This is a genomic window from Xanthomonas hortorum pv. pelargonii (genome assembly GCF_024499015.1).
Taxonomy (GTDB): Bacteria; Pseudomonadota; Gammaproteobacteria; order Xanthomonadales; family Xanthomonadaceae; genus Xanthomonas; species Xanthomonas hortorum_B.
This window is the reverse complement of record NZ_CP098604.1, coordinates 3,173,673-3,191,526: the sequence shown is the minus strand read 5'-3', so window position 1 is coordinate 3,191,526 and position 17,854 is coordinate 3,173,673. Positions and strand designations below refer to the sequence as shown.

Genomic DNA, 17,854 nt, shown 5'->3' with positions numbered 1-17,854 from the left:
GTGTTCGGGCGGAATAGCGGTTTAGCGATAGCGCCATGCTCAACACGTCCGATGGCAGCGCCTTATCGCGCGACTGCACACGTGCACCGGCCGCTATGCGCTTATGCAATGACGAGCGTGCCAAGTGTTTCCTCGCACGTAATGCGCGCTCGAACGCTCAGTGCCTCGCGTCATGCGAAATGGTCGCCGTTAACGCAACTCGAACTTCATTGCTGCCGCCGACATGCGGCGACATCGCATCGTCACGGACATAGCGGATAACGTTCCTGCCCGCTCGCATTCGGCGGCAGGACGGCTCTCTCCCCTCCTGCCGCTGGGCGCGACGGGTCATCACTGGTCTGTTGCCCTTGCGAGTGCGCCGCGTCGTTTGTGAGCATGCAATCTTAGATGGCTGTCTTCCGCCGTACCCTCACCCCAACCCCTCTCCCGAGGGGAGAGGGGCTCAATCACGCAGCTTCGGCAACCCGCCTCGCACGACGTGCACGCACCGCCGTCGCCAAGCGCTCCAGCACCTGTACCGAGGCGTCCCAATCCAGGCAACCGTCGGTGATGCTCTGGCCGTAGGTGAGTGCGCAGCCCGGCACCAATTCCTGACGTCCACCAACCAGATGACTCTCCACCATGACGCCGACGATGCGCGTCTCGCCAGCTTCCAGTTGATGGGCAATATCGTCGATGACCTTGGGCTGGTTCTCGGGATTCTTGCCGCTGTTGGCGTGGCTGGCATCGATCATCAGACGCGCCGGCAAACCGGATTTAGTGAGCACCTGGCTTGCCGCTTCCACATTGGCCGCGTCGAAGTTGGGCTGCTTGCCGCCGCGCAGGATCACGTGGCAATCCGGATTGCCGGCCGTCGCCGCCACCGCAGTGTGGCCATCCTTGGTCACGGCCAGGAAATGATGCGGGTGCGAGGCCGCACCCACTGCATCCACCGCAATCTTGACGTCGCCGCCGGTGCCGTTCTTGAAGCCCACCGGGCACGACAGGCCCGAGGCCATTTCGCGATGCACCTGGCTTTCGGTGGTGCGCGCGCCGATCGCGCCCCAGGCCACCAGGTCGGCGATGTACTGCGGCGAGATGATGTCGAGAAATTCCACGCCGGCCGGCAGGCCAGGGTTGTTGATGTCGCGCAGCAGACCGCGCGCAACGCGCAGACCCTTGTTGATCTGGAAGCTGCCATCCAGGTCCGGATCGTTGATCAGGCCCTTCCAGCCGATGGTGGTGCGCGGCTTTTCGAAGTACACCCGCATCACGATCTCCAGCGCGTCGCCAAACTGCTCGCGCAGCGGGCGCAGGCGGTGCGCGTAGTCCATCGCCGCAACCGGGTCATGAATCGAGCAGGGCCCGATCACCACTGCCAGGCGGTCGTCGCGGCCATGCAGGATCTCGTGCAGGGCAGCGCGCGAGTTGGTCACGGTCTCGGAGGCGCGGTCGTCGCAAGGCAGCAGCGACAGCAGCTGCGAAGGCGGGGCGAGGGCTTCGATCTTGCGGATACGCAGGTCATCGGTCACAGGCGGCATAACAGTGTCTCGGTGGGCGTGTTGCATCAGGGATGCCAGGCGAGGCGGCAACAAAAAAGCCGCCAGTGTGCGCTGGCGGCTTTTCGGGAATGCTGCTGAAGATTTCTTCAGGGTGAGCGCAATCCGTCCTCCGCCAGCGGCATCGGAAAACCGTAGTACCAAAAATAAAACTGGCTGCGGGGTGCGTTCATTGGGTGCATTGATACCACGCACATTTCGCCGTTGCCACTGTTTCATCGGCAACGGAACGTTGCAGCGATGTCATCGGGCAGGTGCATGCCGGCTGCTGTTAGACCCGCGCTGACCGTTTCCGCGCAAATGTATCGCCCCCCAAAAGGCTTCATGGACCTGATGACATTGCCGCGATTTGCATAGTCCTAAGATGCATGCGATCGGGTTCGACTCGAACGCTCAGCATGCCGAACAAGCGGCTGATTCGGTTGCGCTCGATGCAGCTGGACAAGCTTTTCGCAAGCCTCGACTTCGATCTCGACCGGGCCAATCTGATGTCGAAGCATCACTGCGGACAGAGACGTTTAAACCAGCCCGGCCCTTGTATTTCCGCAAGCGCTCTCTATGCCGTGCACCCTGCGAGTATCGTTTCATGACTCAGCGCTCAGGCGCCCTAAAAATCGCTTAAATTTCATATAAATCAGCCACATGGGAATCATTCCTGGGCAAAAAATCGTTTCATATATCGTTTCAGCAAGCATGTCTGCATGTATCGCACCCACCTCCACACTGCACCACACGCCACGGCGCTGTGCCGTGGCGTGTGGTGCGGCAGCCACATTCAATCAGAACGTAAACACATATTCCGCTGCCACTTCGCGGCCGATCGGGTTGAACAAGGTGGTGTTGTAGAAGCCGTAGCCGTAGAAGCGCTCCTTGTTCTCGTAACCCACTTCGTTGAACACGTTGTTGACGTAGAGGTTGACCTTGGCGTGGTCGGTGATCTTGTAACCGGTGCTCAGGTTCCAATAGATCGCCGGGCCCACGCGGCCGAAGTAACGCTTGCTGGTCTCGCCCAGATGCACGTTGGCGGTGTCGGTGACCACGCACTCATCGGCGGCACTGGGCTGATAGCCGTCGTCGAAGCGCGCGCAGGTGCCCCAGTTGACCGCACGCATCGAACCGAGCCGGCGGAAGTACACCGTCCAGTCCCAGGCGCCGCCGTTGTCCCAATGCACGCTGCCACGCACGCGACTGCGCACGCGTTCGTCGCGGCGGTTTTCGTCGCTGTCGGTGCGGTAGATCTGCTCGCGATAGGCGAGCAGGTTGTTGTAGTCCAGCGACAACTGGAAGTTGCCCCAACCCGCCGTGGCAAGGCGATATTTCAGCGAGGCGTCGATGCCTGAGGTTTCCATCTGCGCCAGGTTGATCGGGCCGCGCTCGATGCTGGCGATGGTGCCATCGGCATTGCGCACCACCCGCGAGCTGATGGTGTCGCAATAGCCGGCGCCGCCAGGGTTGTTCCAGGCGCCGCCGCTGATGGTGGTACCGGTGCGGCAGCCGGCTTCGGCCGAGAGGATCTCGTCGCGGTCCAGATCCTTGATCATTTCCGCAAGCTCGATGCGGTAGTAATCCACGCTCAGCGACAGGCCCTGCACGATGTCCCACACCACACCGCCGGTGAACGAGCGGCCGGTTTCCGAGCGCAGATCCGGGGTGCCGCGCCGGTTCACATCCACGGTGTAGAAGATGTTGCTGTTCTCGTCGTTGCAGCCGCCGGTGAGATACGCGCCGGAAGAAATGCAGCGGTATTGGTCGATCACGGTCTGGTTGGTGGAGCTGGGTTCGCCGAGCACGTAATGCATGTCCGGCGCGCGGAAGCTGGTGGCCAGCGTGCTGCGCAACAACAGGCTCTCGACCGGGCGCCATTCCAGACCGGCGCTCCAGGTGGTGTCGCTCTGCGTGCCGACATCGGTCGGAATCGCGGCCGAGGAACGATAGTTGCCGTAGCGATCATAGCGACCGGCGACATTCGCGCTCAACGTGGACAGCAACGGGATCTGGAATTCCAGGCCGGCCGAGCTGCGCAGGCGTTCGCCGCCGCCGCTATCGACCACGTCCACCGGATAGCACTCATTGGCGCACGGATCCGGCGACAGCTGGTAGCCCTGCTTGGCCACTTCGGCCACGGTGGCAAAGCGGATAGGCCCGGCCCAGCCCTGCACCACGTCGCCGCTCAAACTGAAACTGGCTTGATTCACCCACGAATAGGCCGAGTTATGCGATTTGGCGACCAGGTCGTCGTACTCGCTCGACGACAGTGGCGCATATAGCCGTGCTTCGTTGATGGCATAGATGGACGTGCCATCGGCAGCGGTGCCGGTGGGGCTGCCGAGGAAGTAATCGGTGGCGCGTGCGGTATCCACGGTGCGCACGTATTCGTCCACGGTGTAACGCGAGCGGCCCACGCTCAGCTCCCAATCGAAGCGATCGGCCCACACGCCGCGCAAGCCGGCGCTCAAGTCCCAGGACTGCTCCTTGTTGTAGTTGGCCAGCCGATCCCAACCGCCGGCTTCGCGCCGGGTGAGCTGGCGGATCGCATACAGCGAGCGGCCGGTGTCGGCGTCCTGGAACGGGCCCAGATACACGTACGGCGGGTCGTAGGTCCAGCGGCCGATGCTGCGGTTGGCCGATAGCGTGGCCCAGGCTTCGGTGTGCTCGCCGAACTTCCAGGTGCCGTAGAGATAGGCCGAATAGTCCTCGCTACCGGTCACCAGCCCCCAGTCGCCGTAATCGCGCGCCACGCCGCAGTAATCGCCGGCATTGGTGAGCGCGCCGGTGTTCTGGTTGTAGCTCAGCCGTTGCCCGTCGATGAACTCGCCGCCAAAGCGTGCACAGGTGCCGGGAGGTGGCGCGAGGCGCTCGTTGGTGTTGGCATCGACCAGGCTCAGGCCGGTGAACGGGTTGAAGCCGTACAAGCGGTTCTGGCCGGTCCAGTTGGAGTAGGACATGTCATCGGAGTCGTCCATCTCGGGGCGATCGCGCCCACTCAATGGATCGCGCCGGGTGGCCTGCAGCGCGTAGGTCAGGCTCCAGTTTTCGCCGGTGCGCCCACCTGCCCAGGACACATCGAAACTGTCGCGCCCACCTTCTGTCGCAGTACCGCCGCGCAGCCGCACCTGATCGCCCTGGTAATCGCGCCTGAGGATCACATTGATGACGCCGGCCACTGCGTCCGAGCCGTAGATCGCCGATGCGCCGCCGGTCAGGATGTCGATGCGCTCCACCGCAGCGGAGGGAATATTGCTGTAGTTGGAGAAGTTGCTCTCGCCGCCGTAGGGCAGCGGGTAATCGGCCACGCGGTGCCCGTTGACCAGCAGCAAGGTGCGGCCCGGCCCGAGGTCGCGCAGATTGATCGGCGAGGCGTTGGGCGTATGCGAGCCCCATTGCGTATCAGCTTCCACCGAGCCCTGCTGGTTCATGCTGTTGAGCACGTCGTAGACGGTGGCAAAGCCTTCCTGCTGGATCTGCTGTGCGGAGATGGTGACCACCGGCTGCGCGCCTTCGACCTGCGCGCGCTTGATGCGCGAGCCGGTGACGCTGACCGCATCCAGCGTGGAGGCGGCGCGCGGCTGATCCGGCTCGGTTTGCTGGGCAGTGGCCGACGGTGCGACGGCGGCGGTCAGGGCGAGGGACAAGGAAATCGACAAGGCAAGGCGATGACTGCGGCAGTTCATAAGATCCCCGGGAGAAGCCGGCATGACCGGCGTGGCGTTCCATTGCAACGACGCCTGCGAGCGATGCACTGCACCGCCGCCCCTGTCCGATGGCCCCCGACCGTTCGGCGCAAGCGCCTGCCCAGCGACGCTAGGACTGTGATGACATCGGTGTCAACACGCTGACATTAATCTGTGATAGCTAGCACAAAACAGCCCATCGATGCTGTGCTGCAGGCGTGTGATCGGATCATAGCGTGCCCATCCATGCGCAGCTGGCGGCACCGGAATCACTACGTTGGAGCGTCGCTACCGTTGTCACCGCCTGGTTGGGTACTTCCGGTGGCAGCGCGCCAGTTCGCATATCCGGTTGAGCCTGGTGCTCGCGCGCGGATCATGAAAGAACACCAAACACCGCGATTTGGTGTCCCCCACCGAACGGAGATATCCGATGGAGATCAAGAAAGCGCAGTCGGCAGGCCAGTCCTCGCAAGCCGAGTTGCAGAACGCACGCAAGCACGATGAAGGTATCGTGGAACTGCAACCTGCCGCATCGCCGACAGAGTCCCCGGTCAACCCCGCGCTATCGGCACTTGTCCCGCGCAGCCACTCACGCACTTCGTCTGCCAGTTCCGCGCCAACGTCGCCCGTGGAGCCATCCTCGCCCGCACCGCAGGCGTCACACTCGGCACGGGCGACTGCTCTATGCACTGCCAAAACGCTTACCGCGCGCGCGAACTCCGCGTTGGCAAGCGGCGTCCAGCATGCATCCGCTGCAGTGTCCAAGGCCGCTTCTGATCTATGGTCGCTGGCGGATCTGCGCACCATGCTGCAGATGCATGCAGACGATCCCGCATTTCTGCAAATGGTGCGCCACACCGATCCGGAACAGGTCGCGCCGCACAGCCTGGCCGCGTGCCGCCAGCAGATCACGCAGCTACGCGGCGCCATCGAATCTGCAACCGGTCTGGAAACACGCTTTTGTCAGCAATTGCTCAGCGACGTCAAAGCCGTGGAAGATGCGCTGCAGCCGCTGGAGCATGGGACACCTGCAGCAGGGAGGGCGCTGAAGTCGCTGGCCAATCTGGTCAATCTCTGGCCCCTGGTGGTACCCAGTCCGCTGCTTGCCAACCAAGCCAAGACTTTCGCCTATTCCATTGCCGCAGCAACCAAGGGCGTGATGAGTCTATCGGCATCGGCGCTGCGCCCCACCGCCGATGGGCTTCCGTTCCCGCTGATGGGCGGGCAGCTGGGGCGCGAAGCCAACGAAATGCATTTCTACGCCATCCTGCTCAACGGACTGTTCCTCACCACCGAACTCCCCAAGAAATTCGGCAACCCGTCCATGCGACAGCAGGCCGAAGCGGTGGAAAACAACCTGGGATTTGCCGCGGCCGCATCGACGGCCTGCACAGCGATGGTGCTGACGCCTTTCCTCTGGAACAGCCTCAACGCACTCGGCAATCGAATGCAGCATGGTGTCTCCCACCTGGGCGCGAGTATCGCGGACCGTGTCGGCCTTCAGACGCAGGCTCAGCGGCTGCGCGCGCGCCTGACGCCCGGACAGATCAGCGAGCGACTGCGCACGCAACTCAACGAGATCTGCGCCGCTCTGGAGAACGGCCGCGACGCTTTTCAACAAGCGCGCCGAAACTTCACCGAACCCGGCACAGGGCACGAACTCACCCGCACGCTCAATGCTCAATGCACGCATCTGCTGGAGACGCTCGATCAGTGCAGCAAGCGCCTGAGCACTGCGCTGCAAGTCGACCAGGACCAGCCAGCCACCATCCCGCGCCAACTGACCAACCAGGATTTCTCTTCCAAATTGGCATTGGCATTGTTGGGTGCCGGCGTGACCGGGCTGACCGTCTACCTGATCCAGCCGGATCGGATCGGCACGGTGGACCTGCTGGCCGACTCGGCCGTGGTGACGACCGTGATGATGCAGTCGGCGTTGAACAAGCACGCGACCCGCCAGGACACGATGGAGCGCTTCAAGGCCATGTGCTCCGGCAGCATGGTCATGGCACTGGCGCTGGGTGTGGAGAAGCTGTCCAAGACATTCGCAGACAAGAGTCTGATCGAAGCATCGTCGGCATCGCCCTACTACGCTGGCGCGATCATGTCGCTGATGTCGATGACGATGCCTGGCCCAATGGCGCGCGGCGCGGAACTGGCGATGAACTGGGGCGGGCGTCAGGTCATGCGGGTGTTCAAGGGGCCCGATGGCACCCCGCTCGCAACCCGCATGCCGTCCTCGCCCGAAGAGCTGATCCAGACCGTACAAGACACGGCGAATTATGTGGCAAGTCTGTCGCCGGAACAGGCGCAGCATTACGCGCAGATGGTTGGAGATAGCGCCCTGCAAGTGATCGAGAGCGCGGGAGCAGGTGCGGAGACCAGGCCCAGCAACAGCGTCACGATCACCGAAATCTCCGAAGTCGCCGAGATGGACGAGGCCGCCGAGGTGGCGGTACAGACCGCCTCCCCGGAACCGGAAGCGATTGCGCAACCGTACCCACCCAGCGATGACGCAACAATGCGCACAGCGCGTTCGCCCTGACATTGCAACCAATGGCAATGGGCTGTCAGCACCCACCTGCGCAGTAGTGGTGCGCACACAAAAGACCCCGCCTTTCGGCGGGGTCTTTTGTGTGATGCAACAGCCAACACGAGCACTTCGCCACACGCGATCATCCCGACCCCGCTGCGCGCCCCGGCCAGGGCTAGCGTCAGGGCGCCATTGGCGCACAATCGGCAACACTACAACTACCGCACCGCCCACTCACGCCAGATACCGCCGAAACCACTCGATGGTGCGATCCCAGGCCAGGGTCGCCGCCGCCTTGTCGTAACGCGGCGTGGAATCGTTATGGAAACCGTGGTTGGTCCCCGGATACACGTAGGCCTGATAGACCTTGTGCTGCGCCTTGAGCGCGGCCTCGTACGCCGGCCAGCCGGCATTGACGCGCTCGTCTTCCGCGGCGTAATGCAGCAGCAGTGGCGCGCGGATGCGGGCGACCTCGGCATCGGTGGGCTGACGGCCATAGAACGGCACCGCTGCGGCCAGCTCGGAATACGCCACCGCCGCCGCATTGGCCACACCGCCGCCATAGCAAAAGCCGGTAATGCCCACCTTGCCGGTGGTGCGCTCGCGGCTCATCAAAAATTCCACCGCGGCGAAGAAGTCGTTCATCAGCTTGGTCGGGTCGACCTGCGCCTGCAGCGCGCGGCCCTTTTCGTCGTTGCCGGGATAGCCGCCGACCGAACTCAAGCCATCCGGTGCCAAAGCGACAAAACCGGCCTTGGCCACGCGCCGCGCGACATCTTCGATATACGGATTCAAACCGCGGTTTTCGTGCGCCACCACCACGCCAGGCACGGCGCCGGTGAGCTTGGCCGGCCGCACCAGATAGCCGCGCACCTGGCCATGGCCATTGGGCGAGGGATAGGTGATGTACTCGGCCACGATGTCCGGGTCGGTGAACTCCACTTGCGTGGCGAGCGCATAGTTCGGGCTCAGCGATTCCAGGATCGCCGCCGCACTCAACCCGGCCACCGCAAACGCCGCAGCGCGGTCGAGAAAATCGCGCCGGCTGAGTTTGCCGTGCACATAGCCGTCGTACAGCGCGAGCAGATCGGGGTGGAAATCCTGAGCGGTCAGACGGCGCATCGGCGTTCTCCTGGGAATTGCAGTGTGAGTTGGAATGACGAGTGAGGGGGCCAGCAATTTTCCAAGCGGAAAATTACACATCTTGATGCCCTACTGGCCAGCCAGATTCAACACTGGGCACTGCCGTTCAATGCCCAGGAATTGATCAGCTCCTGATTTTTTATCCAACAAATTGAGTCAGTGGATCTCTTGCGCTACCTGATGACGATTGGCAAGCCCGGTCGCGGTAGCACCGCCTTCCATCGCATCATGCGGGATCAGTGCGTACCGCCAAGATTTTCCTCCGTTCGCCCGAGCATGTTCACTTGCATGTCGACACCACTCAACTGCTGCACGCGCTTTTTCCTGAACATCTGGATCACGCATTTCATTGCGCGCCTTAGGTTCCATAATCAATTTTTCCGCTTCAGTTTCAACTACGAAATCAGGCTCATAGGAACGCCCGCTTTTCCATTCGATCTGGAACTGGCCTGGACCGGGCTTCATCCAGCGATGCACTTCGCCATCATCTTCCAGCACAATTGCTAACCGTTGCTCACCTTCGGCTGACTGAAACCGCTGCAAGTCGTAGCAACACTTCTGGAAGCCCGTAAATACTAGCGAACGAATATTCTCGCCACGGAGCACCGGCTGACGAAATGGTCTGGGCAATTGTCCAGCAGCGAGGCTAAAAGCGATTGGGCGCAAGAGGGTGAAACCACGGGTGATTCGGGGAATGTAGTCGGTAGGCGTTTCCCAAAGATGCTGCTGCATCTGCGCCCAAACGAACTCGGCCAATTCGTGCCTGTAATAGATCAGCACATTCTCGACCGCTGCTTGATCGGGAAGATAGCTACGCAGATGAGCAACTAACTGCTCAGAAAGTGTGTAAAGCAATCTTGCGTGTGCGTCGTAATCAATTTCATCGCGCTCTATCAGCTTAGCAACGATGTAGTCTTCAAGCCGGCGTTCCTTACCCTCAACCTTACTCCATCCAATCAACTCACGTGCGTGATCGCGCAACTGCTGCACCACTAACTCTTCGGAAACAATCGGGTACGCGATTCGAGATAAATTTTCCAGAACGAAATCGTGGAATCCAAACGACACTTCACGGGTCGGTATCAGTACCACATTAGGGATTTCGATGGTGAGATCGACCAAAGTTCTAGTGACGCGCTCAACGACGCGTGCCACCCGGTCGTCAAAGCGCTCGCTATCGGATTCGATTAGCAAAGGCGCTTGACGCGGCTGTAGTATGGCCGCCACCTCGGCAGACACTTTCGCCCTTATCTCACCCGAATTCAATTGCGCAAGCGACGGCAATCGCTCATAGCGTTGAATTATACGAAGTGTCTCGCGGGCAATTTCTTGATCTGCTAGCGAGACGACTGTGTACTCAGCCGCCTCTTCTGCGATTTTTGAGGTAAAGGTACTGGCTCCGAGCCGCGATGCATCCCCAGTCAATGCGCTATGGCTTAACGGCTGCGCTTGCGCTGTTTGGGGCGCCTGCTCCGGCACATCGCCACCATTACCGATATAGACATGTTTGCGGATCACTGCATCTTCCGCACCGGCACGACTGATGATTTCTCGGAACCGATCGTGCGCAATAATTGTCAATCGATCCACAGCCGGAACGCCGGTGCGCTTCCCATAAGGCAGACGTAAACCGCGACCAAGTGTCTGCTCTGTCAAAATTTCAGACGCCGATGCGCGCAACGGCACGATGGTATAAAGATTACTGACGTCCCAACCCTCTTTCAGCTTATTGACGTGGACGACAACCTCGGTCGTCTCATCGCTCTCAACCGCTAGCAAACGCTGGGTCGCCTCATCCGATTCCTCGCCCCTCAACGCTGAATGCACCTCGATGACTCGACCGCGATAGCGGCCCCTCGAAGAAGCCAGCAGACTCCATCAACTCTCTGACGCGTGAAGCATGTGCGGTATCCTGAGCGACTACCAAGATGAATGGCTTGACCCGCGCCACGCCGGTTTGGAGGGCGTACGTTTCTAACTCCACCTTGACGTACTCATGATAGCGGATGCCGTCTTCCAGCTTGATCCGCTCCAATTCATCGCCAGACACTGAGGCCGGGTCGAAATCCTTACGCGTTGCAACCGCTGGCTCCTTCACCAGACCATCAGCCAACGCCTCGCCCAGACCATAGTGGTAGATCACGTTACGGAATGGTTGAGGGCGTGCGCCAATGGTTTTGGGCGTTGCGGTCAGCTCTAGTCCAAGCAGTGGCCGCAGCTCGCCAATTGCGCGTGCACCGGCACTGCCGCGATAACGATGCGCCTCGTCCATTAGCATCACCAGATCATCCAGTCCGGCCAAGTAGGCAAAATAGCTCTCGCCGATGTATTCCTGCAGACGCTTGATGCGTGGCGGCTTACCGCTGCGATCGGCTCCCCTCACGTCGGCATTGATCTTGGAGATGTTGAAAATATTGATCTGCAACGAAGTGGACGCGCCGAACAGTTGCGGCGTCGCGGTCTGCGGCGCAAGGCTTTCCGCACGCACGCCAATGCCGGTTTCGTAGTTTTCCCCGGTAATCAGCAGCGGTGCATGCAACGCCAACTGCTGCACGCCCTTGAACACGTACTTCTGGCTTGTCGGATCGAAATCTGCCTTCAGCTTTTCGTAGATCGTTAGGTTGGGGGCTAGCACGAAAAAGTGACGGCTGCGCCCGGTGAGGTACAGGTAGGCGATGAAGGCGCCCATCAGCCGGGTCTTGCCGACACCGGTCGCCAGCGCAAAGCACAGCGAGGCGAACTCGCGCTCGAAATCCTCTACGTGCGGGAATGCTGCCTGGATCGCGCCAAGCTGATCTGCAAGATCGGCATCCTTGCGCAACTGGACCCGCTCCAACACCTCGGCCAGGATTTCCAGCGAACGCGCCTGCGGCTTGCGCAGGCTCATGCGGGCACAGAGTTGGCGGACGTCGCGCGTCATGCGTTGTCCTCGCCAAAGAGATCAGATGTACCAACCGCAGTGGACGATGCACCACGTGTGCTACGCGCACGCGGCGGCGGCGGTACCTCTTGCTCCGGTAGGGATGGCAGCTCGGCGATGCGCAAGGAATAGTCGTCGCGGCCCCATTCGCAGCGGTCCAGCACAGTCTTCGGGATCTTCTGGATGGTCAGGTTGTCGAACGCATCGGCGTTGGCGCGGAAAGCCTTGCAACAAACCAGCAGGGTGCGCTCGGGCCCCACTTCTTCGCTGAGCGTGCGCAACTGCGCATGGCCGAGAGCGGCAGTGGTAACGTAGAGGAAGTCCTGTTCCGACGCCCGGCCATGCTGCCAATAATTCTGCTCGCTGGGCGCATAGGTGTATGCCCATCAGCTTGCACACCGCCTCGGCGAGCATCTCCGGGCGATACTCGGGATTGATGATTCGGTTACCGAAGGCGTCTTCGCTCAATAGCGACGGGGCGAGCCGGTAGTAGCGGAAACCGCCGCCGCCCTTCCAGCCGGTGGCTGAGGTGACGCCACCCGGATCGTCGCCATCGATCACCTTGCGCAGGCGCGGCACGATATGGGTATGGCAATGCTCCCCAGTTCAACCATGATCCAGCGCCGCCCCATCTTGTGCGCGACCGCACCGGTGGTGCCGGAACCGGCGAAGGAGTCTAGGACGAGGTCACCGGGGACAGTCGCCATCTCGAGGCAACGCTTAATCAACGCCTCCGGCTTTTTGCCCTTAGGAAACTCGACCCCTCCTTCGTTGTGCAGATTATTGGACAAAATATCGTCCCAAAGGCTGGTCAGGGGCTCTCCCGCCACATTGTTTCCGTCAATTAATTTTAATTTGTCCGAATAAAAAGAACTCTTTCGCCATTCAGAAAAAACATATCCGAGTGCGATTCGCGCTCAAGAAGCAGGACCTCTCCCCGACGACTTTTTGATTCATCGATTAATCTTCTTGCTTCTGCACTTACCGCTTTATAGTCAGGCCTTGCTAGACGCACTACGCGCGCCGAGTTTTTGAGATGAATTCGTATAATTTCTCTTCAAAATCATCACCAAGCTCTTTCTTTAGGCTCTTTTGTTGAATGCCAACAGCTGCCGAGAATGCAGACAACAAACTGACGAAACGCCAACCACTGATTCCAGACTCGTAATTATCTATGAATTGATTATATCTCTTGTCGCGAGCAGCTCGAGCAGTGAAGACACGACAAGGCTTCCAAATCGATTTGTTTTTAGCGTAAATTAAAACAAAGTTCGTGGTGTTTACAACACCAGGGTTAATTGACTTATGCCCAGTAGCCGAGCCTTGCTTGAATGAAACAACCGCTACCCGATTGTTTCGCCCGAATACTTCGTCTAGCAGAACAATCAGGTAGCCAAGCTCATTGTCATCTATATGGATGAAAATCGCGCCATCTTCGCAAAGCAATTGATTAAGCAAAACGATCCGATCTCTCATCATGGAGAGCCAGGATGAATGCTCCATCCCATCGTTATAATTATCGAAATCTTCTCCAGTATTGAAGGGCGGATCGATATAGATGCATTTCACCTGCCCACGAAACTCCTGCTCCAGCGCCTTCAGCGCTAGTAGGTTGTCGCCCTGGATCAACAGGTTCTCAAAGCGATCGGCTTCGTCTACACGATGTGCAGCGTGGTAAGACAGCCCCGGATCCTCCAGCAGGATGCGTGGCTCCAGGCGCGGGCGCTCATCCTTGCCAACCCAGGTCAGCTCCAATTTTTGCTTACGGCTCATCGTGATCAGTCTTCGTTTCGAATACGTTGCGGAGGCGGGTAGTCGAGTCCATCGAGAACGCCGCGGGTCAGCGGACTCGTCTCCGGATCGGCGGCATAGAGGGTCACACGCACGGCATTTTCTCCCAGCAACTCGAAATGCGGCCTGCGCCCGGACAGGCGCTCGCTACGGTTGAGGATCTGCGGCACGCCCTCGCCACGTTTCTCCATCACGCGACTCCGGCCGACGCCTTCCATCTCGACCGGGCAGCGCGCTAGCAGGTTGGTCAACAGTTCATTGCGGGTGGCGGTGCGCAGGGCGATCGACTCCACCGATTGGGAGTTAGGCAACGCGCCGGGCGAGGTGATCTCCAGCCGGTCGGTGAACAGATGCACCTGCACAGGCGCCCCGCTGATCGAGTAGTCGCGATGCGCACCGGCGTTGGCGATGGCCTCGAATACAGCCTCTGGATCGAACTGGGGCACGTCGATCCGGCCCAAATTCTTGCGTGCCGCAGTGCGCATGCCTCGCAGTACGAAGGCGGCAGCCTGACGAATCTGCTGATCCAGCGGACCCTGGATATCCTGCGCATCCAGTTGCTCCTGGGCAGTCTTCTCGGTACCGGCATAGTGCACGCACTGCACATAGGCCTGCGGCAGCCAATCGCTTGGCGTGGCCGTCGCCATCAAGACGCCTGCGACGCTGGCCCACTCCTCGCCAGGCTCTCCCGGAACCAGCAGCTTCAGCTTGCGCAGGCGCAGTTCCTCAGGTTCATCGGTTGTGCCGAGAAAGCGACCGTACAGCGCAGCATCAAAGTTCGCCTGCGTACAGCCCAGCACGGGCATCTCATCGAAACCCAGAGTTCCGGCGCGCTGCCGCGACTGCATGAGACGCAACAATTCGTTTGGCGGCAGTTCGTGCTTGGAACTGCCCTGACGGCGGAAATAACCACCTGGGGCGAGATGGACATAGAGCGAACGCGGTATGTCGATCACCAAAACGGCATGCTCGGTACCGGAGCGATCAGGGACCAGCCTGCGCCGCAAATAGATGGTGGGCTCGGGCTTGATGCGGTCATGCACGCAGTTCTCGACCCAGATGCTGACCGCGTCCAATCGATCCAATGGAATCCCGACCACGTCGCGGGTCTTGTCGTCCACACCCAGGATCAGGCGCCCACCGATGGCATTGGCGAATGCCGCGATTTCCTGGCTAAGGCTATCCCCGTTCGGGCCCTTGATCTTGTCGTTCTCGAACACGACGCGCTTGAATTCCAGCTGCGAGTCTTCGCCCAGCCGAATCTGCTCGAGCAAATCCCCAATTCACGTGAATTACTCATGGTTCGGGATGCTCCAAGGTCCACTCCACATCGAACAGCACCTGTACGGTGTGCTGCGTGCGCAACGCATTTTCGACCCGCTCCAGCATCACGTCCTGGCTACGCTCGATGCGCTTTCTACCTTCAAAAAATCCAGCATGGCATCATCACGCTGCTGCTCGATCCGCTTGATCTCGCGTTTGAGCTGGGCTTTCTGCTCCAGGGTCTCGAGCTGACGCAAGGTGCGTTTGGCATCGCGCACCTGCAGGTCGAATTCGTCGATACTCTGCTGCAGCAATAGTCTTTGATCCTCGCCCCAACGATCAAGGCGCTCGGACTCCTGCAAAAACCAACTCTCGTTACGCTTGTTTGCCTCTGCCAGCACGCGCTCAACTGCCGCTTCAAAAGCGGGAAGCGCACGATCTTCGGCGACGCGGTGCCGTGGTACAAAGCGGGCAGGAATTTCCATCAGACGCGCAGCGGTCTCGTCGGGCACGACACGCCCATCACTGCACAGCGCACTGCACACCAGCTCTTCCAGCACTTCCTCCGCGGTCTGGATGGTGACCAACGCTACACGCAGCTGCCCTCTGCTTCCCAGCCACTGGCGCACATCGGCACGCTGCGCATCCACAGCGGCGTAATCGAAATGAAGCGTGCCAGGTAGAGTCGGACGTTCTTTGGCCTGGCGGCAAAGCCTTTCCCCCAACCCCTTGTCCGGCCTCAACAGCCCGGCGTTGGCTTCTTCGGCCGGCGGCCAGCTGACGGCGTAATCGCCTTCCTCCAGTTTAACCAGCTTGTCGCTGATGCGCGCTTTAGGACGTTCGGCAGCGATCAGGTGTAGAAACTGACTTTCATACTGATTGATCTTGTGCAGCATGCCTGCGCGACGTGAGCGCAAGTTGCGTACGACATCCTCGTCAAAATGCTCCAGCAGCATGCGCCGCGCACTTTCCTCGCGCCGGCCGATGCTCTCGTCCAGCTCAGCCTGCAAGGTAGCGAACTCCGACTCGATCTGCGCGGCGTCGCGACAGTTCTGATAGATGCGCAGGATCCGCTGCTCGATGTCCACACCGGATTCGATCGCACCCAATATGTCGTCGCTGGCACCAAATACACCGTCAAACAGTTTGAACTTCTTTCCAGGAGCTCAAACACCAATTGATCCGCACGATTCTTGCGATTGACGAAATTCACCACGACCACATCGCTCTTCTGACCATAGCGATGGATACGCCCGATCCGCTGCTCCACACGCTGCGGATTCCATGGCAGATCGTAGTTGACCAACAACGAGCAGAATTGCAGGTTGATGCCCTCGCCGCCTGCTTCGGTTGTGATGAGAACATCACGATGATCGCGAAAAGCTTCGACCACTGCGGCCTTCATGTCTGCCGTCCTGGAACCTGAAACAAGCGTAGAGCCGGCGTGACGCTCCAGCCAGTCGGCATACAGCTGCCTGGAATCGACGTCGTCGTTGCTTCCATTGAGCAGGACGGTTCGTCCGGCATAGCCATGTTCTTCGAGCAGAACACGCAAGTACTCCTGTGTGCGCCGCGACTCGGTAAAGATCACTGCCTTACGTTGCCCGCCGAGCTTTTCGGCCATCGCAAGCGCTCGCCCGAGGACCAGTAATAGCGCGTCGCCCTTGCGATTGCTTTGAATCTGCTTGGCCAGGTCACGGTAACCGCGCAGACGATCGATTTCCTGCGCGCGGCAGAACAGCTCTGCCTGCAAGGCATCGCTATCCGGCGCATCGCCCTGCCTTTCCATTCCATCGGAATCCAGCTCATCACTGAGTTCGTCGACGGTCTCGAAATCTTCGATCTGCTTGGCAGTGAGCGCCTGGTTGGACTCGAGTCGACCGATGATCGTCACGAGCGTATCGGCGATGGCGAACGTCGAGGAGGCGAGAATCTTGCGCACCACCAATGTCACCAGATGCCGGGCTGTCGGCTTGATGGCAAGGATGGAAGGATCCTGCAGGTAAGCCGAAACCTTGTCGTAGAGCTCAAGCTCCTCGTCGGAAGGCGTGAAGTCCTGAGTGATGGAAAAGCGCTTGGTGAAATTAATGCCACCTTCGGCCTGGACCTGACGACGCAAGGTACGGTGGCAAATCGGCTTGAGCCGATGCCTCAGGTCGTTAAGACGAGCTTCGGAGCTCCGACCTGAGGCGTACTGCATCTGAAACGCCTTCTGACTACCAAAGAACTCGTCGCTGATGAAGGACACCAGCCCATACAACTCCATCAACGAATTCTGGAACGGCGTGGCGGTCAGCAGGACCTTTCGCCTGCCACGCAGCGCTTCGTTCAAGGCGACAGCACGCTTTGACGCACTCTTGCCCTTGTACAAGTTGCGCAGCTTGTGTGCCTCATCCAGCACGACCAGATCCCAGCTGACCGCAGCGAGCTCTTTTTGCTTGCTTGCGGCAAACTCATAGGACGTCACGATGATCGCGTCTTCGATCTGAAAAGGATTGCTTACGTCGAGCTGACGAAAAGCATTGAACGATTTGCTCTCGAGAATGACGGACGGTAGTTGAAACTTCTCTTCGAGCTCCTGTGTCCACTGCTTGCGCAGCGTTGCAGGGACGATCAACAGCAGACGGCGGCGACGTTGTGCCCAATGCTGGGCCAGCACCAGGCCGGCCTCGATGGTCTTGCCGAGTCCAACCTCGTCGGCAAGCAACACGCCCGCCTCCACAGGCGATTTGAGCGCGAATAAAGCGGCATCCACCTGATGCGGGTTCATATCGACGCGCGCAGCAGACAAGGCACGTGCAACTGCCGATTCGTCACGACTACGCAACGTCAACCAATGAGCGAAGAACTTGCCCTGGTGATGTGAGTACCGATGCGACCCAGGCTGACCACTGGGATAGACACCGCCGCTCGATGGCGCTGGCAGAGTGGACATGGAGAATGCCTTTATGAAAATACGTCGAAACTCTCGTCAGAGTATGCCGAGTGAAGCAAA

Annotated in this window: 12 protein-coding genes; 1 reads left to right on the top strand and 11 read right to left on the bottom strand. The window is 60.0% G+C overall.

Going from position 1 to position 17,854, the window contains the following annotated elements; genetic code table 11:
* Positions 1 to 446 precede the first annotated feature (446 nt).
* On the bottom strand, positions 447 to 1,520 hold the full coding sequence (locus NDY25_RS13950; RefSeq protein WP_256627512.1) for a 3-deoxy-7-phosphoheptulonate synthase: 1,074 nt from the start codon (positions 1,518 to 1,520) through the stop codon (positions 447 to 449).
* Between the two features lie 797 nt (positions 1,521 to 2,317).
* Positions 2,318 to 5,209: a TonB-dependent receptor plug domain-containing protein gene (locus tag NDY25_RS13945; RefSeq protein WP_168958060.1), complete on the bottom strand. Its 2,892-nt coding sequence runs from the start codon at positions 5,207 to 5,209 to the stop codon at positions 2,318 to 2,320.
* A gap of 430 nt (positions 5,210 to 5,639) precedes the next feature.
* On the opposite strand from NDY25_RS13945, the gene xopX reads away from it, so the two are divergent.
* Positions 5,640 to 7,754 carry a XopX family type III secretion system effector gene (gene xopX, locus NDY25_RS13940; RefSeq protein WP_256627511.1) on the top strand — a complete coding sequence of 705 codons (2,115 nt, stop codon included), beginning with the start codon at positions 5,640 to 5,642 and terminating at the stop codon, positions 7,752 to 7,754.
* A 222-nt stretch (positions 7,755 to 7,976) separates the two neighbouring features.
* Here the strand turns inward: xopX and yghX are convergent, their stop codons facing one another.
* The 9 genes from yghX to NDY25_RS13900 form a co-directional block, all read right to left on the bottom strand.
* Positions 7,977 to 8,864 (bottom strand): YghX family hydrolase, encoded by an 888-nt coding sequence (yghX, locus tag NDY25_RS13935; protein ID WP_168958062.1) that lies wholly within the window; start codon positions 8,862 to 8,864, stop codon positions 7,977 to 7,979.
* Between the two features lie 177 nt (positions 8,865 to 9,041).
* The gene (locus NDY25_RS13930; protein ID WP_256627510.1) at positions 9,042 to 10,712 is read right to left on the bottom strand and encodes a hypothetical protein; all 1,671 of its coding nucleotides are present in this window, start codon (positions 10,710 to 10,712) and stop codon (positions 9,042 to 9,044) included.
* On the bottom strand, positions 10,678 to 11,805 hold the full coding sequence (locus NDY25_RS13925) for a DEAD/DEAH box helicase family protein (RefSeq protein WP_256627509.1): 1,128 nt from the start codon (positions 11,803 to 11,805) through the stop codon (positions 10,678 to 10,680). Before NDY25_RS13925 ends, NDY25_RS13930 begins: the two co-directional genes overlap by 35 nt.
* The gene (locus tag NDY25_RS22975) at positions 11,802 to 12,086 is read right to left on the bottom strand and encodes a hypothetical protein (RefSeq protein WP_343243407.1); all 285 of its coding nucleotides are present in this window, start codon (positions 12,084 to 12,086) and stop codon (positions 11,802 to 11,804) included. The genes NDY25_RS13925 and NDY25_RS22975 overlap by 4 nt, the downstream gene beginning before the upstream one ends.
* A 276-nt stretch (positions 12,087 to 12,362) precedes the next feature.
* Positions 12,363 to 12,635 carry a DNA methyltransferase gene (locus tag NDY25_RS22970; protein WP_343243406.1) on the bottom strand — a complete coding sequence of 91 codons (273 nt, stop codon included), beginning with the start codon at positions 12,633 to 12,635 and terminating at the stop codon, positions 12,363 to 12,365.
* Positions 12,636 to 12,819: 184 nt separating this feature from the next.
* On the bottom strand, positions 12,820 to 13,578 hold the full coding sequence (locus NDY25_RS13915) for a DNA methyltransferase (protein WP_256627508.1): 759 nt from the start codon (positions 13,576 to 13,578) through the stop codon (positions 12,820 to 12,822).
* A 5-nt stretch (positions 13,579 to 13,583) separates the two neighbouring features.
* Positions 13,584 to 14,870, bottom strand: coding sequence for an ATP-binding protein (locus tag NDY25_RS13910; protein ID WP_256627507.1), 1,287 nt, complete (start codon positions 14,868 to 14,870; stop codon positions 13,584 to 13,586).
* A 114-nt stretch (positions 14,871 to 14,984) separates the two neighbouring features.
* Positions 14,985 to 15,755 (bottom strand): hypothetical protein, encoded by a 771-nt coding sequence (locus NDY25_RS13905; RefSeq protein ID WP_256627506.1) that lies wholly within the window; start codon positions 15,753 to 15,755, stop codon positions 14,985 to 14,987.
* Complete coding sequence (locus NDY25_RS13900) at positions 15,710 to 17,794, bottom strand: SNF2-related protein (RefSeq protein WP_256627505.1); 2,085 nt, start codon at positions 17,792 to 17,794, stop codon at positions 15,710 to 15,712. The genes NDY25_RS13905 and NDY25_RS13900 overlap by 46 nt, the downstream gene beginning before the upstream one ends.
* Positions 17,795 to 17,854: the final 60 nt, after the last annotated feature.

What these genes read in the sequence shown, in the direction of transcription:
- NDY25_RS13945 (WP_168958060.1), bottom strand. Translation starts at nt 5,209, where the DNA reads ATGAACTGCCGCAGTCATCGCCTTGCCTTGTCGATTTCCTTGTCCCTC.
- NDY25_RS13905 (WP_256627506.1), bottom strand. Translation starts at nt 15,755, where the DNA reads ATGCTGCACAAGATCAATCAGTATGAAAGTCAGTTTCTACACCTGATC.
- NDY25_RS13950 (WP_256627512.1), bottom strand. Translation starts at nt 1,520, where the DNA reads ATGCCGCCTGTGACCGATGACCTGCGTATCCGCAAGATCGAAGCCCTC.
- NDY25_RS13900 (WP_256627505.1), bottom strand. Translation starts at nt 17,794, where the DNA reads ATGTCCACTCTGCCAGCGCCATCGAGCGGCGGTGTCTATCCCAGTGGT.
- yghX (WP_168958062.1), bottom strand. Translation starts at nt 8,864, where the DNA reads ATGCGCCGTCTGACCGCTCAGGATTTCCACCCCGATCTGCTCGCGCTG.
- NDY25_RS13915 (WP_256627508.1), bottom strand. Translation starts at nt 13,578, where the DNA reads ATGAGCCGTAAGCAAAAATTGGAGCTGACCTGGGTTGGCAAGGATGAG.
- NDY25_RS13925 (WP_256627509.1), bottom strand. Translation starts at nt 11,805, where the DNA reads ATGACGCGCGACGTCCGCCAACTCTGTGCCCGCATGAGCCTGCGCAAG.
- xopX (WP_256627511.1), top strand. Translation starts at nt 5,640, where the DNA reads ATGGAGATCAAGAAAGCGCAGTCGGCAGGCCAGTCCTCGCAAGCCGAG.